General features: G+C 38.2%; 29 protein-coding genes. 10 read left to right on the forward strand and 19 right to left on the reverse strand.

Translation table 11 applies throughout. The annotated features are described in order from the left end of the window. Positions 1 to 117: 117 nt before the first annotated feature. A complete protein-coding gene (locus IL356_RS12730; protein WP_121848639.1) occupies positions 118 to 1,266 on the reverse strand; it encodes a sensor histidine kinase in 1,149 nt (382 codons plus the stop codon). A 310-nt stretch (positions 1,267 to 1,576) separates the two neighbouring features. Between IL356_RS12730 and IL356_RS12735 the strand changes: the two genes are divergently transcribed. From IL356_RS12735 to IL356_RS12760, 6 genes are all read left to right on the forward strand, one after another. Continuing rightward, a complete protein-coding gene (locus tag IL356_RS12735) occupies positions 1,577 to 2,227 on the forward strand; it encodes a TetR family transcriptional regulator C-terminal domain-containing protein (RefSeq protein WP_121848638.1) in 651 nt (216 codons plus the stop codon). Next, positions 2,228 to 3,565: an ABC1 kinase family protein gene (locus tag IL356_RS12740; protein WP_121848637.1), complete on the forward strand. Its 1,338-nt coding sequence runs from the start codon at positions 2,228 to 2,230 to the stop codon at positions 3,563 to 3,565. Next, positions 3,558 to 3,698, forward strand: coding sequence for a DUF2256 domain-containing protein (locus IL356_RS12745; RefSeq protein WP_121848636.1), 141 nt, complete (start codon positions 3,558 to 3,560; stop codon positions 3,696 to 3,698). Before IL356_RS12740 ends, IL356_RS12745 begins: the two co-directional genes overlap by 8 nt. Continuing rightward, a complete protein-coding gene (locus tag IL356_RS12750; RefSeq protein WP_121848635.1) occupies positions 3,671 to 4,987 on the forward strand; it encodes a DASH family cryptochrome in 1,317 nt (438 codons plus the stop codon). Before IL356_RS12745 ends, IL356_RS12750 begins: the two co-directional genes overlap by 28 nt. A 140-nt stretch (positions 4,988 to 5,127) precedes the next feature. Next, entirely contained in the window at positions 5,128 to 5,745 is a 618-nt protein-coding gene (locus tag IL356_RS12755; RefSeq protein ID WP_121848634.1) for a LysE family transporter, read from the forward strand. Positions 5,746 to 5,843: 98 nt separating this feature from the next. Beyond that, complete coding sequence (locus IL356_RS12760) at positions 5,844 to 6,236, forward strand: DUF1801 domain-containing protein (RefSeq protein ID WP_121848633.1); 393 nt, start codon at positions 5,844 to 5,846, stop codon at positions 6,234 to 6,236. A gap of 136 nt (positions 6,237 to 6,372) precedes the next feature. Here the strand turns inward: IL356_RS12760 and IL356_RS12765 are convergent, their stop codons facing one another. Together IL356_RS12765 and IL356_RS12770 are read right to left on the reverse strand one after the other, a co-directional pair. After that, entirely contained in the window at positions 6,373 to 6,732 is a 360-nt protein-coding gene (locus IL356_RS12765) for a DUF4406 domain-containing protein (protein WP_225621477.1), read from the reverse strand. A gap of 67 nt (positions 6,733 to 6,799) precedes the next feature. Beyond that, complete coding sequence (locus tag IL356_RS12770) at positions 6,800 to 7,369, reverse strand: Crp/Fnr family transcriptional regulator (RefSeq protein WP_121850679.1); 570 nt, start codon at positions 7,367 to 7,369, stop codon at positions 6,800 to 6,802. A gap of 166 nt (positions 7,370 to 7,535) precedes the next feature. Between IL356_RS12770 and IL356_RS12775 the strand changes: the two genes are divergently transcribed. Beyond that, the gene (locus IL356_RS12775) at positions 7,536 to 8,597 is read left to right on the forward strand and encodes a serine hydrolase domain-containing protein (RefSeq protein WP_121848631.1); all 1,062 of its coding nucleotides are present in this window, start codon (positions 7,536 to 7,538) and stop codon (positions 8,595 to 8,597) included. A 317-nt stretch (positions 8,598 to 8,914) separates the two neighbouring features. Then, positions 8,915 to 9,349 carry a response regulator gene (locus IL356_RS12780; protein WP_121848630.1) on the forward strand — a complete coding sequence of 145 codons (435 nt, stop codon included), beginning with the start codon at positions 8,915 to 8,917 and terminating at the stop codon, positions 9,347 to 9,349. A 46-nt stretch (positions 9,350 to 9,395) separates the two neighbouring features. Here the strand turns inward: IL356_RS12780 and IL356_RS12785 are convergent, their stop codons facing one another. The 16 genes from IL356_RS12785 to IL356_RS12860 all read right to left on the reverse strand — a co-directional run bounded on the left by IL356_RS12785 (position 9,396) and on the right by IL356_RS12860 (position 24,301). Next, positions 9,396 to 11,144: an FAD/NAD(P)-binding protein gene (locus tag IL356_RS12785; RefSeq protein WP_121848629.1), complete on the reverse strand. Its 1,749-nt coding sequence runs from the start codon at positions 11,142 to 11,144 to the stop codon at positions 9,396 to 9,398. Between the two features lie 9 nt (positions 11,145 to 11,153). Then, entirely contained in the window at positions 11,154 to 12,977 is a 1,824-nt protein-coding gene (locus tag IL356_RS12790; RefSeq protein WP_121848628.1) for an alpha-amylase family glycosyl hydrolase, read from the reverse strand. Positions 12,978 to 13,011: 34 nt separating this feature from the next. After that, the gene (locus IL356_RS12795) at positions 13,012 to 13,503 is read right to left on the reverse strand and encodes a hypothetical protein (RefSeq protein ID WP_121848627.1); all 492 of its coding nucleotides are present in this window, start codon (positions 13,501 to 13,503) and stop codon (positions 13,012 to 13,014) included. Positions 13,504 to 13,708: 205 nt separating this feature from the next. Beyond that, positions 13,709 to 14,575 carry a DUF808 domain-containing protein gene (locus tag IL356_RS12800; protein ID WP_121848626.1) on the reverse strand — a complete coding sequence of 289 codons (867 nt, stop codon included), beginning with the start codon at positions 14,573 to 14,575 and terminating at the stop codon, positions 13,709 to 13,711. Between the two features lie 176 nt (positions 14,576 to 14,751). Further along, positions 14,752 to 15,270: a hypothetical protein gene (locus IL356_RS12805; protein ID WP_121848625.1), complete on the reverse strand. Its 519-nt coding sequence runs from the start codon at positions 15,268 to 15,270 to the stop codon at positions 14,752 to 14,754. Between the two features lie 137 nt (positions 15,271 to 15,407). After that, positions 15,408 to 15,893 carry a YciE/YciF ferroxidase family protein gene (locus tag IL356_RS12810; protein WP_121848624.1) on the reverse strand — a complete coding sequence of 162 codons (486 nt, stop codon included), beginning with the start codon at positions 15,891 to 15,893 and terminating at the stop codon, positions 15,408 to 15,410. A gap of 220 nt (positions 15,894 to 16,113) precedes the next feature. Further along, positions 16,114 to 16,614 (reverse strand): pyridoxamine 5'-phosphate oxidase family protein, encoded by a 501-nt coding sequence (locus IL356_RS12815; RefSeq protein ID WP_121848623.1) that lies wholly within the window; start codon positions 16,612 to 16,614, stop codon positions 16,114 to 16,116. 658 nt (positions 16,615 to 17,272) lie between these two features. Then, positions 17,273 to 17,446, reverse strand: a complete 174-nt coding sequence (locus IL356_RS12820; RefSeq protein WP_240467940.1) for a LytTR family transcriptional regulator DNA-binding domain-containing protein — start codon at positions 17,444 to 17,446, stop codon at positions 17,273 to 17,275. 4 nt (positions 17,447 to 17,450) lie between these two features. Continuing rightward, complete coding sequence (locus IL356_RS12825; protein ID WP_121848621.1) at positions 17,451 to 17,705, reverse strand: hypothetical protein; 255 nt, start codon at positions 17,703 to 17,705, stop codon at positions 17,451 to 17,453. 1,260 nt (positions 17,706 to 18,965) lie between these two features. Next, positions 18,966 to 19,379: a YeeE/YedE family protein gene (locus IL356_RS12830; RefSeq protein ID WP_121848620.1), complete on the reverse strand. Its 414-nt coding sequence runs from the start codon at positions 19,377 to 19,379 to the stop codon at positions 18,966 to 18,968. A gap of 5 nt (positions 19,380 to 19,384) precedes the next feature. Further along, positions 19,385 to 19,942, reverse strand: coding sequence for a hypothetical protein (locus IL356_RS12835; protein WP_121848619.1), 558 nt, complete (start codon positions 19,940 to 19,942; stop codon positions 19,385 to 19,387). 101 nt (positions 19,943 to 20,043) lie between these two features. Then, positions 20,044 to 20,742: a hypothetical protein gene (locus tag IL356_RS12840; protein ID WP_121848618.1), complete on the reverse strand. Its 699-nt coding sequence runs from the start codon at positions 20,740 to 20,742 to the stop codon at positions 20,044 to 20,046. A gap of 1 nt (position 20,743) precedes the next feature. Continuing rightward, positions 20,744 to 21,256, reverse strand: coding sequence for a YeeE/YedE family protein (locus IL356_RS12845; RefSeq protein ID WP_121848617.1), 513 nt, complete (start codon positions 21,254 to 21,256; stop codon positions 20,744 to 20,746). Between the two features lie 155 nt (positions 21,257 to 21,411). Then, the gene (gene cydB, locus IL356_RS12850; RefSeq protein ID WP_192466549.1) at positions 21,412 to 22,449 is read right to left on the reverse strand and encodes a cytochrome d ubiquinol oxidase subunit II; all 1,038 of its coding nucleotides are present in this window, start codon (positions 22,447 to 22,449) and stop codon (positions 21,412 to 21,414) included. Between the two features lie 11 nt (positions 22,450 to 22,460). Continuing rightward, the gene (locus tag IL356_RS12855; RefSeq protein WP_121848615.1) at positions 22,461 to 23,816 is read right to left on the reverse strand and encodes a cytochrome ubiquinol oxidase subunit I; all 1,356 of its coding nucleotides are present in this window, start codon (positions 23,814 to 23,816) and stop codon (positions 22,461 to 22,463) included. A 269-nt stretch (positions 23,817 to 24,085) separates the two neighbouring features. After that, entirely contained in the window at positions 24,086 to 24,301 is a 216-nt protein-coding gene (locus IL356_RS12860; protein ID WP_192466550.1) for a hypothetical protein, read from the reverse strand. Between the two features lie 266 nt (positions 24,302 to 24,567). Between IL356_RS12860 and IL356_RS12865 the strand changes: the two genes are divergently transcribed. Next, a complete protein-coding gene (locus tag IL356_RS12865; RefSeq protein WP_121848614.1) occupies positions 24,568 to 24,966 on the forward strand; it encodes a DoxX family protein in 399 nt (132 codons plus the stop codon). A 4-nt stretch (positions 24,967 to 24,970) separates the two neighbouring features. Next, complete coding sequence (locus IL356_RS12870) at positions 24,971 to 25,393, forward strand: DsrE family protein (RefSeq protein ID WP_121848613.1); 423 nt, start codon at positions 24,971 to 24,973, stop codon at positions 25,391 to 25,393. The last annotated feature ends 44 nt before the right edge of the window (positions 25,394 to 25,437 follow it).

Raw genomic sequence — 25,437 nt, forward strand, 5'->3', positions numbered from 1 at the left:
AAAAGGAATTTCTTTTTCTCTTTAAGAATTTAAACTACAGTTTCGATTGATAGGTGTTTTCAATAAAATTAGAAAGAAGAAGGTTCATCGGGGTATAGACCATATAGCACACTGGTCTCATTCAAAAGGAATGCATAAATCAAATTTAGCGCCTTGACCTTTTGAAGAGGATGTAATTACGAGCCCCCCATGATTGTCCATCACTTTTTTCACGATGGCAAGCCCAATTCCAGTTCCTGGGTATTTGTTCTTACTATGGGCTTGGTGAAAGACATCGAAAATTCTATGTTCATCCGATTGATCAAACCCAATACCTTCATCACTAAATGTAATGACCATAAAAAGGGCATCGGGGTCTTCACCCAATAAGCTTATATTACTAGCATTGACAATCTTGGTCTGTATGGTAATCCTCGGTGAGTCTCCGTCTTTGACGAACTTTATGGAGTTCTTCAAAAGATGTTGAAATACAATTTCAAATTGATGGGGAATCACGTTGGCATTGCCAAGCTTGCTATAAGAAATTTCAGCATTCGAGTCTTTTATGGTTCCTTTTAACAGATCTAAGACCCGAGCTAGCAATTGGTCTAGGTCTGTTTCCACAAATTCCTTTTCATTTTGACTTACTCTGGTAAAATCGGAAAACTCAGCAAGTATATCATCAACCTCTAAACCTGTTCTGTTTTGGTTTTCAAACGTCATATCCTCTTCAGAAGGGCCTTCTTGCGTTGACATGATATGGACTAGGCTTTCAGCCTTGCCATTTAAAACAGGAACCTTTTTCTTGTTCTGTATACAGGGAATCAAAATACCATCTACCGTATTTCCATCACACTTAATGGGTATGTAGCCAAACGTCCAATAATTACGGTATCTTTTACCCTCAAGCGATATATCTATACCTTGATCATCAAACCAATAAGTCATACCGGTTTGACGAACTTTCTGCAATGCAGGGCCGATTGTATCCCAAATATCTGACCAAGCCGTATCGGCATTAACCCCTAATATAGAGGGATGCTTTCCGGAATCATCTAGATAGGGTTTGTAAGCTTCATTGTAAAAGGAAACAAAATCTTCTCCCCAAAAAAGAAACATCGGAATTTGGGAGGAAAGTACTTGCTGCAGCACCGGTGTAAAGCATGGCGACCAGTTTTCCATTGTTCCCAAACTAGATTCTTTCCAATTTTTTTGACTGATTTCTTTTCCTACTTCTCCACTAGATTGTAAAAAGGGAAGCACATTTTTCGGGGAATTATATTGCATTCTAAAATTTATTCAAAACCACCTAAGGTCACTTTTAATAGAACAATGCTACTAATAAATATTCATTTATTGGCTAGGCATCGCAAGCTATTTCCTCATGCTTTTTGAAAGTTGTTCTTTCAAGAAAAAAACGGAGGCATTTACTTACAAGGTTTATTGTCATTTCATGCTTTCCCCTGCTATAATTGAGCTCTAGGAATAAATTGATGAATGAGACCGGGTTAAAACTACTTTAAAAGCACGTTAAAATTGTTTAACTCAATAAATAAATAGTTAAACATTTTGTACTTTTATATTCAAAGTAAAAGTTATGGCAAATACAAAGCAATTGACCCGTAAAGTACTTATCACTAAGTATATGAACCATGTTTTAGAACATGAACATTTTCCTAGTTCGATATATAAATTCTGTCAACAACAAAAAATCAAGGAACCCGAGTTTTATAGCTTGTATGGTTCTTTTGAAAGTCTTCAAAAAGGAATATGGAAAGAGTTTCATGACGAAACCCTGAAACTCATTCACCAAAACAAAGATTTTGAATCGTACTCTAACCGAAATAAGCTTCTTTCTTATTTCTTTACCATTTTTGAGATGTTCACTTTGAACCGAAGTTATATACTATTGGTTCTCAATCGCTATGAGATGCCCCTTAAGAATCTTGAACAACTGAAGGGTTTAAGAAAAGAGTTTAAGCTATTTGCCTCGCAACTGGCCGAAGTTTCCAATGAGAAAAAATCCATTAAGGTTCTTAAACAACCGAAAGGTCTTTTAGCAGAAGCCGCTTGGATACAATTTATGTTTTTGATCAAATTTTGGATGAACGACGATTCTCCTGCATTTGAAAAAACAGATGCGGCTATCGAAAAATCGGTAAATACCGCTTTTGACGTTTTTGACAATACCCCCTTGGAAAGCATCATCGATTTAGGAAAATTTCTTTGGAAAGAACAAATGGCTTAAATGAAAACACTGGATAGCATACCAACAGGAAAGCTCGAACGGGCCGGTAAATTAATGGGTACCGGCGCAAAGGTCGGGGTCAACTACCTAAAATACTATGGCAATCGACTCACAGATGGCCCCAATGCTAAGGATAAATTAGACCGTGATAATGCCGAGGATATTTATAACGGACTTAAACAGTTAAAGGGAAGCGCTTTAAAAGTAGCCCAAATGCTAAGTATGGAAAAAAACATACTGCCGCAGGCCTATGTTGAAAAATTCTCTTTGTCGCAATTTTCAGTTCCGCCCTTATCTCCACCTTTGGTCCGAAAAACTTTTTATAAAAGTTTCGGAAAATACCCCGAAGACCTTTTTGATGTGTTTACAGCTAGCTCTGTAAATGCCGCGAGTATCGGTCAGGTACACCAAGCCGAAAAAAATGGTAAAAAATTGGGTGTTAAGATTCAGTATCCTGGCGTTGCCGATAGTATTTCTTCAGATTTGGCGCTGGTTAAGCCCATCGCTATAAAAATGTTCAACCTGAAAGGTAAAGACAGCGAAAAATATTTCAAGGAAGTTGAAGGAAAGTTGCTGGAAGAAACCGATTACGAATTAGAACTTGCCCAAAGTAAGAGCATTACTGAAGCTTGTTCTTTTTTACCCCATATAGAATTCCCGAAATACTACCCTGAGCTTTCGAATAAGCGTATTTTAACCATGGATTGGATGGAAGGCCAACATCTATCGGAATACACCAAAACGGACTTTACTAAAGAGGTCGGTAATCAAATTGGGCAAACCCTATGGGATTTTTATATGTATCAAATTCATGGTTTAAAACAGGTACATGCCGACCCACACCCTGGAAATTTCTTGGTAGGAAAGGAAAATCAATTGATTGCCATTGATTTTGGATGTATCAAACAGATACCCGATGAATTCTACGTTCCTTATTTTGAAATGGCACAGAAAGATAACATCAACAATCCTCAAGTCTTTGAAGAAAAAATGATGGATTTAGAGATACTGCTTCCTACGGATAGCGAAAAAGAGAGACAATTTTTCTCCGAGGTTTTTCATCAAATGCTGAGTCTGTTCAGCAAACCTTTTCACGGTGATACCTTCGACTTTTCCGATCCATCTTTCTGGAACGAAATAGCCACACTTAGCGATAAGTTTCAAAATGACACCCAACTTCGTAAAATGAACGGTAATCGGGGTTCAAAACATTTTCTTTACATGAACAGAACCTTTTTTGGTCTGTATAATTTGCTACATGACTTGAAAGCTGAGATTAAAGTCAATGATTTTCAAAAGTATCTTTCTAAAGCTCAAACCCTAAATGTAATTGCTTAAAAAAGAGAATTTACCCAAAAAAATATGCCCTGTTTGTGAAAGACCGTTCTCATGGAGAAAAAAATGGGAAAAGAACTGGCAAGAAGTTAAATATTGCAGCGATAAATGCAGAATGAACCGAAAACGAGCCTAGTCTGGTTCAGAAACGACTTAAGAACATTTGATAATTCTTCTTTGACCAAGGCAAAGAAAAGCGGTAATCGTATTGTTGCAGTCTATTGCTTTGACCCACGCCATTTTCAGGCTGGCCCATTTTCCTTTAAAAAAACAGAAAAGTTCAGGGCAAAATTTCTTTTAGAAACCATCGAAGTTTTAAAAGAAAATCTAGAGAACTTAAACATTAGTTTATTCACCTACTTCGATCGACCGGAACATATTATTCCTCAATTGGTACAAAAGCTATCAGTGCACACCATATTCTTACAGAAAGAATGGACCTCAGAAGAAACATTTGTATTAGAAGAAGTAAAGCGTAAAACCCCTTCAACTATAAATTTTGTTGAAAGCTATGATCAATTTCTGTACCACCCCGAAGACATCTCGTTTGATATAGCAAAACTACCTAGGGTTTTTACGGAGTTTAGAAAAATCTGCGAAAATAAAAGCACCGTTAGAAAAGCATTACCATCGCCCGACAAGTTAGATCAAGAAAATAAGATTTCTAACGATACGGTTATTCCCAGTCTTGAAGATCTAGGTTATGAAACCTTTGAACTTCACCCCCAGTCTGCATTTTCTTTTCAAGGTGGAGAAATTGATGGACGCAACCGGCTTCACTCATACCTCTGGAAAACCAAGAAACTCCTAACCTACAAAAAGACCAGAAATGGCCTTATCGGAGCCGATTACAGTTCAAAATTATCCGCTTGGTTGGCCAATGGCAGTCTTTCACCACGTTTAATTTATTGGGAAATCAAAGAATTTGAACACCAAGTAGAAAAAAATGAATCAACTTATTGGTTGGTATTTGAACTAATATGGCGCGATTTTTTCAAATATGTTTCGCTAAAGCATGGTAATCAAATCTTTAAACAGCAAGGTATACTCAACCGAACCTATGAATGGGACGATAACGCTGACCTCATCGACCAATGGATCAACGGAAAAACCAAGTCAGCTTTCGTAAATGCGAATATGATCGAAATCAAAAAAACAGGTTGGATGAGCAATCGGGGCAGACAAAATGTGGCGAGTTATTTTGCCAAAGAGCTGATGCTTGATTGGCGAATAGGGGCTTCCTATTTCGAGTCAATGCTTCTAGATTATGATGTTCATAGCAATTATGGTAATTGGATGTATGTTGCCGGTGTTGGCAACGACCCTAGAGACCGAAAATTCAATGTTTCGCTTCAGGCCGAACGATATGATCCTCAAGGTAAATTTCAACAGTTATGGCTACAATCCAGTCTTTTTGATTTCTAGAGGTTCCTATACTTTATAATTGATTCGGAAAAGTTTCTTCTTCCCCTAAATCAACAAAGCTTTTAGTAATTGCATCTATATAAATTCTAAAACTGCTCATGTTTTAGGTTCATAAGCCCTTTATTTGGGTAAAAATTTCGATGACCTCCTTAGTATGCATAGTCTTGGGGTTTTTAGTGGCGGCTTGCGGAAGCCTTACCCCTAGTTTTCTCAACCTGACCGTTGTTAAATTTAGCTTGCGCTGCGGCAGCAAATCAGCTTTCTGCCTTATTGCAGGTTTCGCGACCGTTTTGTTCTTTCAAGCGAATATAGGGGCTTATCTCTCTAGTATTCTTATGGAAAACTCAGAATATATAACCCTCATTCAAAAGATAGGTACGGCCATTTTACTTCTCTTGTCAATTAACTTCTTTCGACTTCACTTTACACATAAAGAGAAAATGAAAAAGAAAGAGATAGAAAAGTCGAAGGCATATTCACATGGTATTGGCATGGCGCTGCTTAATACATTTGCTATACCCTTTTACTTCACTTCCATCTCACTTTTAATTGCTATGGATTTTTTTGAATATTCTTACTTAAATAGTTTGTACTTCTCAATTGGGTCTACTGCCGGTTCATTCACCATTTATGCCGTTTATGCTGTCTTAGCAGGAAAGATTGAAGGAAAAATTTCGTCATTAGGAAGTAAAATGGATCTTATTCTTGGTAGTCTTACAGGGGTTGTTGGCCTCGGAAATCTCATTTACCTTATGTAATTTCAAATCGGGATTTGAAATTATTTTTTAAGATTATATTTCATGGGCTTTTGATATCTTTAATAGGCAATCAACACCAATAATCCGTGTGAAAGATTATGAACCCAGACATTGAAATTTACAACGAGAAACAAACGGAAGCAGAGAAAGAAATCTGCGTTCTACTTTCTCGATTAATCGATAACCACCTAGCTTTTTCAGAAAGTAAAATCTGGCATTCACACCCCGTTTGGTTCTTGAACGGAAACCCGATAGTTGGTTATAGCAAACAAAAGAAGGGCATTCGACTGATGTTTTGGAGCGGTGCTGACTTTGACGAAAACCAGTTGAATGTGCGCGGCAGTAAATTTAAAGATGCCTCTATTTTTTACAACAACCCATCAGAAGTAGATACTGATAATCTAAAACGGTGGCTCGAAAAGGCAGAAAAAATTCAGTGGGATTATAAGAATATTGTCAAAAGAAAAGGAAAGCTCGAGCGACTAAAGTAGTCGGTCGGCCATAGACTTATCTTCATTTCAAATAAGCGTCATATAATTTTTCCTTTTATAAATATTTCCCTTCTTATGGTAGTTCATATCTCGAGAGTTGAGTTACCTGAGATCACTTTAAAGATTGGTTGCTTTATTACTCAGCATTAGGTATTTCGTTCAAATCGTAATACACTTTAAGACCCAATTCTTTAGCAATTTCTACATCTTGATCAGCTCCTTTAGATTCTCCCTCAATTCGAAAAACGGCATCACATTTGGTCAATAATCGATGTGCGGTTGGGTATTGTATCTCTTGAAAAATTTCGTCGCCGACCTCTTTAGAACCTGCAAGTTCTATTAAGGGGTTTGCAACCCATTCCCCAATCATCGGAACATGTCCCTTACGGAATATAGGTAAGGCAACTGATTCCAAATTATCCATATTTTTCTTTATAAGTTTTGGATCATTACCTGTTCCACTTCGATAAGGTCCTGCAATCAAGATTAACATCATGTCTAAAATTTTTAAGTAAAGAAAGCGTATTCCGTTGACTAAAAAATTAAGATAGTTTAAGACCGTATTATTTCTTTTTTACCGCACTTAAAAATTCGGGGGTTACCCCGAGGTACGAAGCAATCTGCTTTTGGGTTACCTTTTCTACGATTGCCGGATAATTTTCAACAAACTGCCTATATCTTTCCTCAGTAGTGAGCGAGATACTGTGCAAAGCCCTCTTTTGTTCGCGTATGTAAGCCTTTTGAAACAGAATTCTAAAAAATCGCTCAAACTTGGGTATTTTCTCGTAAAGCTGCTCTAACCAATCAGAGTTCCATTCAAATACCCCACTAGGCTCAAGAGCTTCGATTGACAAAAGAGCCGGTTTGCGATTCACAAAACAATCCATATCGCTAATCCACCAATCCTTTACCGCGAACATGATGGTAGACTCCCTTCCATTCTGGTCCACATTGTATGCCCGAAAACTACCATGCTCCACAAAATATAGATTTTTGCACGGGTTTCCTTGCTCCAATATGGTCTCTTTTTTAGAAACTTCCCTTAACGAAAACGAAGATTTTAAATACTGTTTTTCCGAATCATTCAGCGAGATGTGCTTCTCAATGTTCTTGAAGATTTGGTAATCGCTCACGTGGTTCAAACTTTTATAGATTAATTGAATAAATTTATCAAAAGTAAAAGGGCTATAAAAAATTTTAATTAAGGTTTGATAAGTACATGGTGAACACTCTCGACCGAACCAAGTAACGGCCAAATAAAACCAAAACCAACCACAAAACATTTACAACCAGCAGAAAATGAGCGAACAAAACCCTAATCAAATAAAGAAAAAAAGAGCCAAATGGATAATTAGAATCATTTTATTTCTTGGCACTGCCATTTCATTATTCTTTGTACCGTGGCTATTAGTAAAAGCATGGATACTTCCATTACCGGACACCATTCAAGAACAGGCCAATGAAGCAATCGGTCATGGGTTTGACGGAATGCTCGTTTATGTAGACCAAGCCAACCAACCGCCCCAATACTTTGCTGCAGGCTGGCATAATCGTGAAACAAAAATACCTGCCGACCCACACGCTTTGTTCAAAATCGCCAGTATAAGTAAGTTATATGATGCCGTGGCGGTAACCAAACTAGTGAAAGATGGAAGGCTTTCACTAGATAAGTCAATTGCCGATTATTTACCCGACCTAGTGGGGAGTATAGAAAATGCAGACAAAATTACCTTGCGATTAATGATTCAGCATAGAAGTGGCCTACCCAACTTTACCGATACCCCGAATTTTTGGGCCGCCCCGACTCAATCCTACGAAGAAAGTATTGCAATGGTTCTAGACCAACCTGCCAATTTTGAACCTGGTGAAGACTATGAATATTGCAATACAAACTACCTGTTGATTAATAAGATAATGGATGATGTGCTGGGTTATGATAACTTTCAATTTATTCAAGAAGAAATTTTGACACCGTTGAACCTTAGCCACACCTTCGGTTCGATTACCGAAGTGAACCTTGATGATGTAATGAGTGGCTACCATGTGGGGCACCCTCATGATTTAAAGGCTGACGAGCATGGTATGTTGGCAACAGCGCAAGACGTCGGCACCTTCTTAAGGGCTTTAAACGACGGTTCAGTGTTTGAACCCGGAGAGCAGGAAATATATGCTTCCGTATATGAATACGAACATGCGGGTTGGGTTCCCGGTTACCAGAGTTTTGCCAAGTACGATAAAGATTTAGATGCCGTAATCGTTGAATTTTATAGTACTACCGACCCTAAACTCTACAATTGGAACCTGTCGGAGATTATAAATAATCGAATTGTCAAAATTCTGAAAAAACAAAAAAGCTCTTAGTCATTATAAAATAAGATCTATCGTTTAAAATCTAATTCACCATTTTGCCCGGCATTAAATCAATACGAGTTTATAGGCTTTGATAAGGTAAAGCTTTCTTAAGTTTCTTATTAGTTTAGACTAAAGCCTTATTTTTCTAGGCCTGGGGGACATAATTAATTTTCATATTCGTACTAAGTCATCATGAAAATTTTCTCCGCATAGTATTGAAATCGAATAATTCCCTTTAATTCAGTAAATTCGAATGAGCTAATAATATTTAGGATAGTATCATGCTTAACTTTAAAAAATCTTCAATTTTCCTTAAAATTTGAGTTTTGGGCGAACTTTTGGTGTACTTAGCGGATGATGATTCAGAAGATCGGGAACTGTTCATGGATGCATTGTCCCAGATTCCGATACAAACCAAAGTAATTCAGTTTACTAACGGAATTGAACTGATGGATCGCCTGTTTTCTGATAAAACCCTGCCCTACATCATCTTTTTAGATCTTTTTATGCCGCACATGGATGGTTTTGACTGTCTCATGGATATCAGAAACTTTAAAAAGTTCAATACTATTAAAATTGTGGTCTATTCTTCTACCTACCAAGAAAGAGAGGTAAAACAGCTTAAAGCTGATGGTGCGAACGGTTATATTCAAAAGCCTAATTCTTATAACCTGCTTAAAACATTGCTCTACCAGGCGGTAAAATCAGTTTCTGATACCGAAAATCAACCTGAGACCATCAATTTCGATATTATCACTTAAATCATTCCGCATATTTGGTCCACTTTAAGCCAAATTTCTGTTCGGACTACATATTCATTTCTAGACTTGGTTTGTTTAACGCTGTCAACCAATGTAAAACAGCTATTTCAGCAGTGGTAGCACATGCTTGCAGACCATAGGCATACGGCCTAAGACCGGCAGCATGACAGAAGGTGATATCATAAACATTTTCTACTGCTCGGCCCTGTCTATTGATTAGACTGTAATCATTGGTAATCGCAATTCCGGGAGCTTTCAAATATTGAATATCGTCCTTTACAACCCAATTGAATGATTCTTCCGGAGCTTCCAATTCAGAATAATCTTTGAACCTTTTAAGCGCTGCGCTCACCGTTCCGGAGGCAATTAAACTCGGGAACGGATATTCTTCCAATTCAACATCCTTTTGACCTCCAGAACAAATAAACATATCATAATCAAGAGTTGTTGACTTCTGTTCGTCTTCCACCGAAACCTGAACTTTTTCTCCAATCGAAATCTGGTCAAGATTGACGATTCCGGCTATTAAATCTATTTTCTTTGCATCGTATAGGGCCAATAGTTTTTTAGCTGATTCAATAGGGAGTGCGGCAATGACATTCATAAGAAATGGCTGCATTGTCTCCTTATAATAGAGATAGTCTTCTGCCGAAAGCAGCTCAGCGTGATAATTAAGACAGAACATCAAATCATCTAAATTCTCTTTCCAGTGCGATGGTTGATGCTCAAAGTATAACTTTTCGGCCTCTTTCATTTCAACTTCCAACCCTTCAAACGCATTTTGATACTCATGTTTACGGGCCATACGTTCAATAAAATCGTTCAACTTGAATTCGGGCTGAAGTAAATCTTGAGCTAGAGATTGCTCTTCGTCTTTCAACAACGCCCTGTGCAATACCGGTCTACAGACCTGATCGAAAAATACATCCAGACTCAAAAAACCATCTTCGTCTACAAGTGCCCATAAATGTTCTTTATCAATAAACCTATACACCTTTCTCAAAGCGCTTTGCTGCTCATATTGAAGGTGCGGCAACCAACCATTGACATCATGTAATACCATATTGAAAGCTTCGGTATTTTCAAATGGCAGATAGACAAATCGATTGTCTACTGATTCAAATCGCCCGTGTCTGTGGGCAAGAGAAGCCACTACATCAAACGCACTAAGGGAAGCACCCAAAATACCTATAGAAAAGTCATGATAATTATGCTTTTTGGGAAGGATTTTTGAAATGGGCCATGGCGAACTAAAGTACTTCTCACCCCTATCGTCACGTACATTAAATTGATGCCCAGTTGCTATAAAAACCGTTTGAGCAGTAAAAATTTGACCGACATTGGAGAGCAAGTTACAGTAAGTCTCGTGGTAATGAATATCAATAATCTCAGTATCGCCATTAACCGAAACATTTACACCCATTTCCCTCAGTTTTTCACAACATAACCGGAATTGCGAATGAAAATATTCCCCCAGCACTAACCTACGGAACAATGTAGAACCGTTTATTTTCGATGGATCAATATCATATTTTTCAAAGAATACCGCGTCTTGCTCTCTGACCCAATCTTCAAGGGTTATAAAAAGGAAAGGAATCTCATCCGACGAGATATTCGCCATATTATGAATATCGGTGGTCTCTGGATGGTAGGGCATGCCAATACCTGGCAATGCCCTTTTTTCATAAATGGAAATTTCTTCAATTTGATTAGAAGCATTTTCCAGGCCAAGCAATATATTTTTTAACAGATAAATCGCCGATGGCCCACTGCCTATGATTGCAACAGATTTCATCTTAGTGTTTTAAGATATGGTATAGACCAATGCGCCGTAAGCGGGAATATTAACTTTACCCGACCAATTTTGACCATCAGCGGGTTCCTGAGCTATTATCATTTCACCGGAATGTGAGGTCTCTGAAAAATCAGGATCATATCCTTTCCATAGGGCGTCAATCTTCAACTTCCAATTTCTGCCCTCTTCTATCCCTATTCCGTACTTTTCAAATTCGGTATTTCCGAAATTCAGAATGACCATTACAGGTTCGCTACCACCTTCTTTTTCATCTCTTATATATGCCAGAATTTTAGTATCCGGATTGAAATGTACAATGTTGACACCTTGGGCACGAAGACCAAAACCGCCCTGTGTTTCACCGGTTCTTAGTTTTATCAAATCACCGGCCATTCTTGAAATACCCTTATGCTTCTCGTATTTTTTCCAGTCTAGTTGTTCCGTATCTTGAAAATATTCATCTTCTAAAAATTCCTGACCTTGAAACAGCATAGGTATTCCCGGAGCTGTTAGCGTGAGAACGATACCAAGTATGGCCCTTTTCTTGGCAAACTCACTTTCTGCATCCCCCGGTTGAATTTGCTCTGGTACCCTGGCCTTGCCATTGGCCACCTCATCGTGCGACTCGGTATATACAACGCGCTTGAAATAGTCTCCGCTATACTGAAAAGTTAGGGCATCGACAATTTTCTGAATATCACGGCTGTCATCGTGGGTATCTTGTAAAACCTCTCTGACGGGATGTACAAAAGCCATATCCCACTGTGTGCCATAGCCAAGGCCGCCATCGATAAAATCGTTGGTCACTCGGTGGTCTCTCTTTAAATCTTCGGCAATGGTCAATACGTACGGGTATTTTTCCTTCAGTTCGGCATTGATATCTCGCATTAGAATATTGCCTTCTTCTATTTCCGAATCAAACCCTAATCCTCCACCCTCATATCGAATGTATGATGTAGCATCCATCCTCAAGCCATCACAATGGTATTTTTCAATCCACATAAGTGCATTGTCCCTCAAGTACTGCCTTACCTCCGGCCTGCCATAATCAGGTCTTGTATCTCCCCAAGGGGTATCGCTTCGGTGGTCATTGTAGAAATAGATTCCGCCTTTTTCATTTTCGCTCCATCCATCAAATTGCCACAGGTCTACATCGGAAGGGCCGAAGTGATTATAGACTACATCCATAATAACAGCTATACCCAATTTATGGGCCTCGTTCACAAAATTTGCCAACCCATCAGGACCGCCATAATCTTGCTCTATAGCAAACGGATGTGCCGGATTGTACCCCCAAGAGATTCCGCCAGCAAACTCGGCAACAGGCAACAGTTCAATACAATTGATGCCCAAATCTTTCAGATAGGGTAATTTTTCAATCACATCGGCGAAGGTGCCTACCTGGTCTGGGTCTTTTCTATTAAAAGTACCTACATGTAATTCATAAATGACCAATTCGTTCCAAGAAGGCATCTTGAATTCGGCATCACTCCAATCAAAATTCAATGTTCTGATCACGGAGTTTCCGTCACTGTTCGTTACTTCAAAAGCATAGGGATCGTTCTTCTCCAAAACTTGATCTCCGTTATAAATGATGAACTTGTATTCGTCACCTTCTGAAGGAAGTTCAGAGGCACCGGCCCAATATCCATTTTCTTCCCTAGAAAGTTCTAACGACTCTTTACTCCAATCATTAAAGGAACCCGCCACACAAATTCTCTCGGCATGCGGTGCCCAAACCCGAAATGTCGTTATACCATCAGCCACAACGGAACCCATACCCGCTGATTTTTGAATAGCCATTTCGGCCGTAAGTTTTTCTATATTTTCCATAGCGTTACAATAAGTTGGTAAGGCCTAAGCCTCATTAGATAAATTCTCTTTCTTTATTTTTTTTGGAGTTGCTATAAGTGACATGGGCGTTATTCATCTTTGTTGAAGATGATAAATCAATGAGCTTTTGCAGATGGTTTAGCAGTAGACTTCGCACCCCAGATTCTAAATGCGGCGAAGAAAGTATGTTGATGCATTCTCGAATCTGCCTATGGTCTGATTTACCAATAAGCTCTACGGCACGGTCTAAAGAAACACAATTGAAAAGCTCGACCCGTTCAAGCCAATTAAAGGCCGGTCTTCTATAGATAGCGGTACCTTCGGCAGCATTCGAGTCGAGGTATCCTTCAAGTTCTAAAAGAAACTTTTTTTGAAGTTCTAGTCTTGCTTCTATGCCCTTATACTTAGTAAACGGGTTACCGAAGCGTATAAGAAATATGTTCAGTGAGTCGATGGTCGCCATCGATTTATCCCTCAATTGATAAAGATTGTTCAAAGCCCTATTGTACGTAACAGTATTCTCCATAGCGATGCAATTTCTGCACTGCTACGAATATTAATTAACTTTAAAAGCCAATTTAGTAGCCCAAAAATTCTAAAAGGTAATTATGTAAAATTGAGAGGATATTTGCAAATAAAGAAAAATCATAAAACCATTCAAATAACTGATTTACACACTACTAAATAGTAACATAAAATTGAATGGCACTACCTAATTCTAGTTCGATAATTTAACCTTTATGGAAAATCTTTTTCACTAATTTAACCAATAAAAAGACTACAAAGCCAACGATAAGACCCAGTAGGAACTCTTTTAATATGGAGGGAAGGGAGTTGAAATGGTGATGCAAATAATCAATACTATGAACAAAAATACCACCTGACACCAACAATAAGGCAATGGTGCCAATAACGGATAGACTTTTTATTACCCAAGGCAGTGCCAGCACCAAAAAGCCACCTATCTTATCAGAAATACTATTTGTTGCCTCGTTTAAATTAATAAGTCGATACCCGAATTCATCCATACGAACGATGAGCGCTACGATACCGTAGACCCCTACGGTGGCTAGAAGAGCAATAAGTGTCACCACTACTATTTGGGTTGATAAGGGTTCACTTTTAACAGTACCGAGTGCTATGATGATAATTTCTACTGATAGAATAAAATCGGTGATGATGGCCGATTTGACCCGTTCTTTTTCGAAAGATTCTAAATCGGTCTCATCGTTTACCTCAGCCACCTTCGAATCCTTTTCTTCGTGGCCTCCAAAAAATTCAGATATTTTTTCTGCGCCTTCGTATGCCAAATACAATCCGCCTAAAATCAAAATAATATCAATGGCGATAGGTAAAAAGGCACTCAAAAGAAAGGCAATGGGCAGTATAATAACTTTATTCAACAGCGATCCCTTAGTGATTTTCCATAGAACGGGTAATTCTCTATTCGACAGAAAGCCGGAAGCCTTTTCGGCATTTACCGCCAAATCGTCACCGAGAATTCCTGCTGTCTTTTTAGCCGCAACTTTGCTCATTACGGCTACATCATCCATTAACGTAGCGATATCATCCAGTAGGGCAAAAAAACCTGAAGCCATAAAATTCTTTTGTTTAGTTGGGTATTCTTATCAATCTCGAGTCACCATGTGCATAGCTTGTGCAATATCACCCAAATTAGTCACCTATCATAAAACTTTTAAGTAGAAATTAAAGTTTACTTTGATTAGGATGAGTACTTGTGCGACTAAAGCTATTTCAGATTAAAGACCTATTTCTAGTAATCAATATGAAATTCTAAGTAGTAATGTTCACTGCCTATTTCTGTGTAAGAAGGGCTTAAGCAGACTTTTATTTTTTTGTTCCAAAGTCTTAAGTAGATACAATTGTTATTCTCATCAACAAATGCATCAACCTTATGCCCGCCTACCTTTTCTTCTAAATCATATAACCTTTCTAGCAGCTTCATGGTTTTCTCGACCAATTCTGTTTGATTGTCGGTATTTTGATATTTAAAAAAGGCGAAATATTTACTGCATTCGAAATCTCGGCAGCTGTTATGGGCGAACTCATAAATGGCGTAGTAAAGTTCATAAGGAGTTCGCCATACTTCCATCTTATCAAATATTCCGATAGAAAAAGAACATTTTTCCCTTCTATCATCGCAAAAAGAAATAAAATCATTTCTAACTTCAGATGGAATATCGAGGCTGCCACTATGTGATTTAAGTTGAAGAAATGGAACCATGGTTCTATTCAAACCATATAATTCCATTGGGTTATTGCTAACATTCATATTCTCAATTTTGATTTCAAAGTTGAATATTATCAGGTCGGGCCGTTAACGTGTTCAAATCAACTTTTGTTCTATTCTGATTTGGGCCATAAAAAAAGGCACCCGAAGGTGCCCGTTATAAAATGTAATTTTATTAATTAAACCATAGCCTCTCGGTTCACGCGATTTTCGGCCAGCTGGTTCAACTTTTCATCAGCTGCATATTCTTCATTCAAGGTTTCTTGTAGCTTCTTGGCTATTTCAGGATGCCCTAATTCTTTGGCATACCTAACAGCTGTGCCGTACCCTGAAATTTCATAGTGCTCGACCCTTTGGGCTTCGGCAATCAAACCGGCATCCATAACATCGTCACCAGCTGCTTCTTTGATAAAACCTTCTGCCTCTTTGATGAGTCCTTCCATCGCTTTGCATTTTTCCCCACTGGGTGAAATATTCATCTCTCGGCATATTTCCTCAATTCTTTTCAATTGTACCTTAGTTTCCTCAAAATGATTTTCAAAAGCCTTTTTCAATTGCGAATCACTGGCATTCTCCACCATTTTTGGCAAAGCCTCCAACAACTGTTTTTCTGCACTGAACAAGTCTTTGAGTTGATGTACGAATAATTGTTTTAAATTTTTCATGATAGTGTTTTTTTAAAAGTTGCATCTTAAAATTAGTTCTGGAATAACCTCAGTATTACTCCTAAAAAACTGCTTTTTACCCCTAAAAAACCTTTAGCACAAATTAACAGTGATCGTCATTAGTTTTAAGAAATCTTCAACCTCGTTTTTAAAATCTCCTCTAAACGGTTGTGATTAAAATTCCGGCTTTCTTTTACCCAGTTCGGAATACTCATAAGTTCTATAACTTCAAGTGACCTTCTTCCCCTAAATCTTGCTTTTCACCCGTTAGGATACCAACTCCCATTTTCAAAAAACTGGTGAATTTTCCAAACTTAGTATCCCAATAATAGGCTTGTTTCGGTACCACTTTAATGGCCGTAAGGTTAGGGTCATCGATACCTTCGAACCAAGTATCATCCATCTTTCCATAATATTTTTTCAAAACCGCTTTATCGGAGGTGATAGATGCTTGACCATAAATAGTCATAAATTCCATATCGCCTGGTTTAGCATAGATGAGTTGTAACTCATTATCAATGTTAAGATTTTGATTATGCTGGCTGTCCTTATTACTAAGAAACCATATGGCGCCATCTTCATCAACCTCTTTCGTACTCATAGGCACCATGTGTGTCTGTTTAGCTATAAGATTGGTTTCCATAAGGGCAATATCGATGCCTTCTGCCAATTCTTTAAGCTTATCTTTTGCTTCTTTATCAAATAAATGCTCTGTGCTCATAACTAAATATTTTTTATGGAAGGTAGATAGTATTGGCCTGCCAATTTACACTCAACGGATTGGATGTTAACTCGATTGAAGAATATCAGTTAACCTGAAATTTGTAAAACTGAGCGGACAGATTCTTAAAATGTGGGTATTGGTTTCAAGAACATATTTTAAACCAAGTCCTTTTGTGCACAAAACTATTAGGAGATTATATCACCCTTGTGGACCAGGAACAAATTAAAGTTCTATATCAATTTCATTGAAGAGAGAGCATTAATAATTAATATACAATGCAAATGACACTACCATGACAAAAAGTACAATTATTAAAAGGTTATAAGATCTTCTTTTGGCTACGATTGATTTCAGTTTGGACATGACTTTAGAGTTATTGATTAATACTACTATAGTTTTATAAAAATTCTCAGGCTAATGCGCAATTCAATCTTTGCGTTGGTCGCTGAAAAACTTTTATTATAATTCTAATTGGATACCTTAAAGGTCAATAAAAGCAATAAAGAATCGATAAGAGGTCTCTTTCAAAATAAAGTTGCACTCTTATGCAACCTGCGTTCGTTTGTGGATTCGGAAGAGGTGCGGAGAGTTGGGGTTTGTAAGCTTCCCTAAAACTATAGCTGTAAAAGAAAACTTTTTCTTGAGGAACTAAATCTTACTTGCTCAAAATCTTTTTGGTAACAAACTCATCGAAAAAGTAATCCCTGTAAATATTCCCAATCGGTATTTCATTTTCTCCGATATACACAAAATTGTTGTCGACAGAATCAATATGACTAGCATTAACGATATATGATTTACTGACCCTGACAAAAATGTTCTCAGGCATTTGTTCATAAATAGTTTTTATGTTCATAGCCGTTACCAACCGAAACTATGACCCTGTAGGTTTGTGGTGTAAAGGTGATGATACGACTCAACAACCCAGTGATTTCGGACAACGCTTTCTCAGGATTGTAAGAGATCATCAAAGTTTCTACCTCGGTCTCGAACATCAATACAACCTCTTGCGCTACGGCAAAAGGTTGGGCCCCCGTGACCAGACCACGGAACAATGGCACAAGATTGACTTTTACAGTTAAGGGCATAATTAATATTTACAGGATAAGATAATTGAAAATAATGACACTTTAAAACACAGTACTCTGTTGGTCAATCAATTATACTCTTATAATTTATAATTAGCTGCGACAAAAATTGAATAATTGTTTCGTCCCATTCATTCACCGAAACATACCGTTTGAGACTATCTCTGCCCTCTTAGCGTTGACGGTGATACGGATATAAATGGTTAGCTTTTGGGGATTATTTGAAATGTCCCGCGTGAAGAGAAGTACTTTTAAAGTGTTGGAATTGCGCATGATACACGTCTTTAATTAAACAAACCTTGTTTGCAAAGACGACCTTAAATAGCCTTAAATGCTACTTAAAATTACAACAACTTGTATACCAATCCATTCACCGAACTTTACACCTTTTATATGATATCAAATGGATTCATTTGATATCATATAAAATAAAAAACACTGTCAACCAGTCAGTTAACAGTGCTTTGATACCACCTATTTAGTGGTTCGTCGGGATGACTGAATCATCGACAAAATCTTATCCTATTGAAAATCAATGTTTTTAATCCTGTAATCTTGAAGGAATTCCCGTTTAGAACACGGAAAGCAAAAAACAACTTTTGTACACAATTTTCATGTGGTTAACTACCTATAAAAATAGTAATAATATTCAAGCTGTACGTTTTCAAATTTAAAAACCAAATTACTTACTCTTGAACAAATCCATGGCTCAATACTTTGCTACACATCTTTGGAAAGTGGAGTCAACAAACACTATTGCAATTCAGAGCATTATTTAATTGAAAATTTACCCTTGCTGCTGTATTTGAAAAAGCAATTAAAGGGCTTAAATCAATTAGATTTCGGTTGTTTTAGAGTAAATAACAAACCGAAAAAATGATTTCATAGAACCGGTGCTATTTTAACTAGACAAAGTCGGTTTGTAAAATATTCCCTGAAAAAGCCACCTCTTGATCCTATTTCATGACTTCGGGGTGGCAGAGTTAGAACACTCCTCCCTACTCCTCTAAAAGTCAATTCATTACAAGGTATTTTTCTAAAAAAGGACATTTGCCTCAGCGTTTTGACGCTTTCGAATTATAAAAAATAGAGAAAGGCTACCAAAACAGTATGAATGGATTTGAATTTAATTTAATTTTTCCAAGAAAGAAATTCTTCCATAAAACAAAAATCTACGCGCTAGCAATAAGACTGAACTAGATATGCCTTAAATAAAGTACTATTCAAATTTTCATAAATTGTGGATTTAAAAGATAACATTCAATGAGGTAAAACTTTTCTCAATAGTCCATAAATAAAGGTTCCCAAAATGGCAAAGACAATGACGACCAAAATGGAGGGATAACGTGCACCGACAAGGGTAAACATGGGTCCAGGGCAGGCACCTGCCAAGGCCCATCCCAGACCGAAGATGATACCGCCGAAAAGATACCTAGGAGTGCTCCTTGCCTTGGGATGAAATATGATAGATTCACCATAGAATGATTTAATCTGGAACTTTTTGATGAGCTGGACTATAACAACCCCAACCACAAGCGCAGAACCAATGATTCCATACGTGTGAAAGGCCTTGAATTGAAACATTTCATAGATTCGGAACCAAGAGGCCGCTTCCGATTTAAACATCCTAATTCCAAAAATGATTCCTATAAGGAAATAAATAATGGTTCTCATAATTCCTAAAATATATAATTCGTTACAAAATTTATTTGATGAAAGTTGCTTTGGTTAAACACTTTTGAGGATTCGGTATTGTTCAGGTTTTCCTTGAGGACATAAAGGACATCAAAATTTAGCCCCTCAAGAAAGCCATGCATTTCATAGTGGAGTCTAGTATTGACTTGATAATATTCGTCGCTGTTATATTTATTGAAAGCAAAGCCGTCTATTCTTGTCCCCAGAACCTCGGTAAACTCCAACCCAAAAGTCAAGCCCTTAATATTAAAATCATAATCGCCAGAAAGGGTAAAGACATCGGCATCTCCCAAACCCTCCAACCGGGAACGTGGAATGGATGTAAAAAAATGGTCTCGGCCCAGTTCTTTTGGAAACAGAAACCTTTCTGTGTCAAAGGCTTTAGTATAGGCCGCTCCAAAATGCCAGTGTTCTGGATGATAGGCAAATCTCCAGCTCAGTACCTTGCCTTTTTCTTCGGGTTGGATGTATCTTGCCTCATAGTCCAGTTTTTTTGAAAACGATCGGGAAATTGCAGGGCATACTGTAGACCAAGAATCCAAAAGCCTTTGTGAAAATCCAATTCTATCATGCTCGTATTAAAAATGTGGTGAAGGTAATAGTGGTTGACACAAAGATCAAAATTGTTGAATTGGGTTTCATATTAGAAAGAAGCGATTCCTCTTGATGCTGTATCATCCCGATAATCAGGGGGCCTTCCATCGGGCTGAAATCCATTTTTCACCAATCCATTGGCCTCATCAAAATCATACCATTCTACCGTACTTCTTGGCCAAATGCGATCAAGCCAGCTCAGGTTGAACACATGTTTTCCCTTAAATAGCTGCAGCCATATACCTTTAAAAGCATAGGGTTTCATCCTGCCATCACTCTCATTGAGCAGGGGCGTTTCCTCAATGGCCAATTTACCATAGGTGGCGTAGCCATTTTGAAAGTTGTATTTTATATAGAGTTTCTCCAAACGGTCGAGGTCGTTAAAATTGTCCAAGTCGTTTATGTCGTACAGTTCGCGTTCCCATTTAGAGATACCCCCGGTCGTTTGATCAGGCTCATTTAAGTCCGCAGAGAACGTTTGATAGGTAAAGGTTCCCTTGACGCCCAGTTCAAATCCCATGTATTCATTGGTTTTAAAAGCAATGGCCCCACCCAGTGCATTCGTATAATAATCTTTCAGTCCCCGATTGTTGAGCGTGCTCATAAAGAAGTTTCGAATATGCCCTTCTATCTCACCCTTGGCAAATATTTCCTTAAGATTTTGAACACTTTGCCCATTATAGTTATCCTGTGCTATGGCAATGGATACACAATGAAAAACCAGTAGGTATCCCAATATTGCCTTCATTCTAAAAGATATAGGGAAATATGAAATGAATCATAACCAAACCACCGATAAAAAAACCGATAACTGCAATCAAAGAAGGCACCTGAAGATCACTCAAACCTGATATGGCGTGTCCAGAGGTACATCCGCCGGCATATCGGGCCCCAAACCCGACCAATAATCCGCCGATGGCCAGAACGGCTAAACTTTTCCAATCGGTTAATACAGAATTAGCAAAAAGTTCGGTAGGGAGATAGGCTTTGCCTGCACTTTCAAATCCAAGTGAACTAAGATTTTCAACAACTTGTGGATTGATATCAACTACAGTCTCTGTTGATAGATAATAAGACCCCAGAAACCCTCCAATAATAGCGCCAAGGACGACTACTAAATTCCACCGTTGTGCTTTCCAGTCAAAACGAAAGAAGTCACTGCTCCTGTCGGCCCCGCATATGGTGCACATGGTCCGTAAATTGGCAGACATCCCAAAGTTTTTGCCCACCATGAGCAATAAGAACATCACTAGGGCTATCATAGGCCCAGAAACATACCAAGGCTAGGGCTCTAACAAAAATTCATAGATTAAGTTTTATGATAACAAATTAAGGATAGTGAAATGAAATGGTCAGTAACCTAGGTTACAAAAACTAACCCAGCTTCTGAGGTTGATTTATTAATTTATATGTGTCTTCAATAACTCGTATCGTCGAGTTTGACCTTGCCTTTGAATGTTCTGTAAAGAAAAAGGAAGTACATGGCTATCAGGGGTGCCCCAATCAAAACAATGGTTAACATAATGCTCAATGATTTTTGGGATGATGCTGCATTGTAGATGGTCACGCTATACTTGGGGTCCAAAGTGGACGGCAGAAGTACCGGATACAATTGAAAGGCGACCAACATCAGTAAAAAAGCCATGGTCAACGATGAAAATACCAATGCCTGGACATATCTTTTTTTGGAGACCAACCTCGGTATGTTGGCCACTGCCAAAAAGGCCAACAATGGCAATATAAAAAAGACGGGGTTCTCTTTGAACTTATCGGAGACACCTGGAATAAAAACCAAAGTGTACAATGATGTAATGGCAAAACTAACCAGAAAAAAAATCATCCCCTTTTTCAGTAGAAACGTAAGCCTCGCATATAGGCGCCCCTCTGTTTTAAGCAACAAAAAGATTGCCCCTTGGGTCATAAAGATGGACAATGTCGTCAAACCCACCATAAGCGGATATGGGCCCAAAAACGAAAGAAGAACACCCCCTTTGTAGGTAAAATTCTCGCCGATATCGAAACCTGTTAGAATATTGCCCAAGACCACACCCAGCAAAAAAGCAATACCCGAGTTGGATATAAAATAAAGGATGTCCCAAGATTTTCGCCACCACGTCATGGGTTCGAAGCTTCTGAATTTTATGGCTGCAGAACGAAGCACCAATAACATCAAAAAGAGCATAAAGGGCACATACATTGCCGACAACATGGTGGCATACATCACAGGAAAGCCTGCGAACAGGGCACCTGCACCAATAATCAGCCATACCTGATTCGCATCCCAAATGGGGCCAATCGCGTTGATGGCAATTCGTCGGCTCATATCCTTTTTAAAAAAGAGATGCCATGCCCCGGCACCATAATCAAATCCTTCCAATATGGCGTAGCCAGAAAATAAAAGTCCGACCACTAAATACCAAAGTGTTGGGTAGTCTATACCTAAAAATTTTTCCATGGTCAATTCAGTTAAACGTATTTCAAAAATTCATCTGGATTTTCAGCTTCATCATAGGGCCCGTGTTTTATCTTTTTGTTCATCGAATAGAGAAATAATAGGAACAGTAGGGTATAGACAATGAAGAACAGGATAAGGGAAAACAAAATTTGATTGGACGAAACCTCTTGGGAAAATGCCTCACTCGTTCTTAAATGCCCATAGACCACCCAGGGTTGTCTTCCCATTTCAGCGGCAAACCATCCTGCTTGGTTTGCTATCTGTGGCAAGAGCACGGCAAAGGCAAAAATTCTCAACAACCATTTTTTATCGAACAATCGACCTCTCAACCATAAATATGTGGCATACAATGTAAGACCAATCAAAAACATACCTATAGAAATCATGATGTGATAAAATTGAAAAACAGCATTGACCTGACTTGGTTGATCTTCTTTTGGAAAGGCGTCCAATCCGGTTACAGGGGCTTTCAAATCTTGGCCGACCAAAAATGAAAGACCTCCAGGAACTTTTAGACCTGTCACTTCCTTGACTTCGTTGTCGACCCATCCCAAAAGATAAAGGTCAGCGGGTGCAGAGGTCTCATAGTGGCCTTCCATGGCCGCAAGCTTGGCAGGTTGATTTTTTGAAACACCCTCTGCGGAGCTATGACCGGAGACCAATTGGCTCAAGGAAATTGCTGTGGCTACCAATAGGGCTATCTTGAATGCCTTCTGGGATATTTCAACATACCTACCTTTTAAGAGGTAATAAGCGTGCACGCTAAGTACCAAGAAAGCACCGGCCAAGAAAGCACCTTGCCAGACGTGAATTATTCTATCAACACTCGATGGGTTAAAGACCATGGCCCAAAAATCGGTGACTTCCGCTCTTGCATTCAATCCTTCACCAACTATATGGTAACCCGCTGGGGTTTGCTGCCAACTGTTGGCCACCACTATCCAAATGGCTGAAAACATGGATCCCAAAAAGACACCAATGGTAGAAATAAAATGGACCTTGGGCGAAACCTTGTTCCATCCAAAAATCAAAATACCCAGAAAGGTACTTTCAAGTGCAAAAGCGAACAATCCTTCTGCAGCCAAAGCACTTCCAAATATATCACCAACATATCTGGAATAAACGGACCAATTGGTTCCGAATTCAAACTCCATGATAATTCCAGTGGCGACACCGATACCAAAAGTAATGGCAAATATCTTTAACCAAAAGCGGGTCAGCACCTCGTATTGCTTGTTTCTCGTTTTAAGATACAATCCTTCAAAAATCACCATCAGCAATCCGAGGCCAATGCTCAAAGGGGGATAGATGTAATGATATGCAATCGTGAAGGCAAATTGAATACGGGCAAGAATTTCGGTTTCCATAGGTTTTATAATAACTAATATAAAGTTAAAAATGGAATGCTATTTAATGTGTTACCAATGTTACTTAAAGCGACAAAAATCAACTATTCTACTTTAGCACATCGATTATAATCGTAAGCATTATATACTTTTTATCTTGAATCTCATAGGTTCTAATTCGCGAAAGTGATACCATATTATTTTTAAATAAAAATCTGAGTACTGTAACAAAAGTTACCCTGCTAGGGCAATTGAAAGTCTACTTTTGATTTAATTGTGAAATACAAGACTTACATATCACTAATACTTGCATTTATTTTTATAGCAAAATTTATTGCCGTGGATTCAAATGGTTTGAGTTTATTAAGCAATAGCGGTTTAACAGTGGTAATGCCGTTTTGTAAGAAGAAAAACTCACCCAAAACAATTGGTGATGCAAAAGATTTTTCTTTTTCTAAAATAGAAGAATCCTTTTCGCAAAAATTAATATTGAGCAGTTTCTGCAATCCTCAGTTTCAATTAGAAATTTTCATATGGGAAACTGGAATTTACAAACTTACCTCGATTTATAATTCTCACATTACTACAACCCTTAATTATCGTTTTCTAGATAACGATTCACCACCACCTCGTTTGGCTTAGTCCAACTCCCATTTTCAAAAATTTAAAGTCGGTGCTTCCGTAATGGTTCTCTGTATCCATAAAAATACGACAGGACGAACTATTACGAACAGACACCGCACAAATCAAAACATTTTAAATATCATTTACAATGGCGACAAAAATTTTAATTAGCCGTCGTTCCATACAACTGTTGCGCATACTAGTAAGCTGCATATTTCTCGTAGCGGGTTTCAATCACCTGCTGAATATAGAAAAAACTGCCCAGCGTATAGAACAAGCAAACTTTAAAGGTATCGCACTTTTTTTTGGTGAACCGGAATGGCTCATCATCCTATCAGGTATCGTAATGCTTGTAGCAGGTTTCCTATTTCTTATCGGATATAGGACGAAATGGGCGGCTATTGTATTGATGGCGGTTTTAATCCCCATCACATTAACTATTCAAGTGGGTCAAATAACAACGCTTGGACCTTTATTTAAAAACATAGCAATCTTCGGTGGACTTCTTTTTTTTGTATTGAACGACACCAGTAATCTTCTAAAATAAAAAAATGAAAACGTATTTATTAAGTTCAATTCTTTTGGTGCTAACCGTGTTCAGCATAAACAAAACACAGGCACAGCAAATGGACAACGACACAAACAATTATGTGGTACTGACCAAAAAAGTGCCTCAATTACAACCTATAATTCTAACGGCTAAAGCCCTTAAGGCCGAAGAAGGCGATTCCTTTGGCGATTTTCAAGTCATCATATGTGGCAAGGAAATAGGTGACATCACAGATGTTGAAAAAATGGGCGACTTCGTAAAAAAGGCTAAAAAAGCAGGTGTAAAAATCATAGCCTGTGGTTTTTCACTCAAGAAGTTCAAGGTAGATAAAACAAAAGTCCCTAAAGAAATTGAGATTGTCGAGAACGGAATTCTCTACAACTTTCAGCTTCAGAAAAAAGGGTATAAAAGTATTAGCCTGTAATGAATGAAAACGCAATGTTTACAACTATGAAAACAACTAACAGT

The sequence above is a fragment of the Euzebyella marina genome, from assembly GCF_014855515.1.
In the GTDB taxonomy this organism is placed as follows: Bacteria; Bacteroidota; Bacteroidia; order Flavobacteriales; family Flavobacteriaceae; genus Euzebyella; species Euzebyella marina.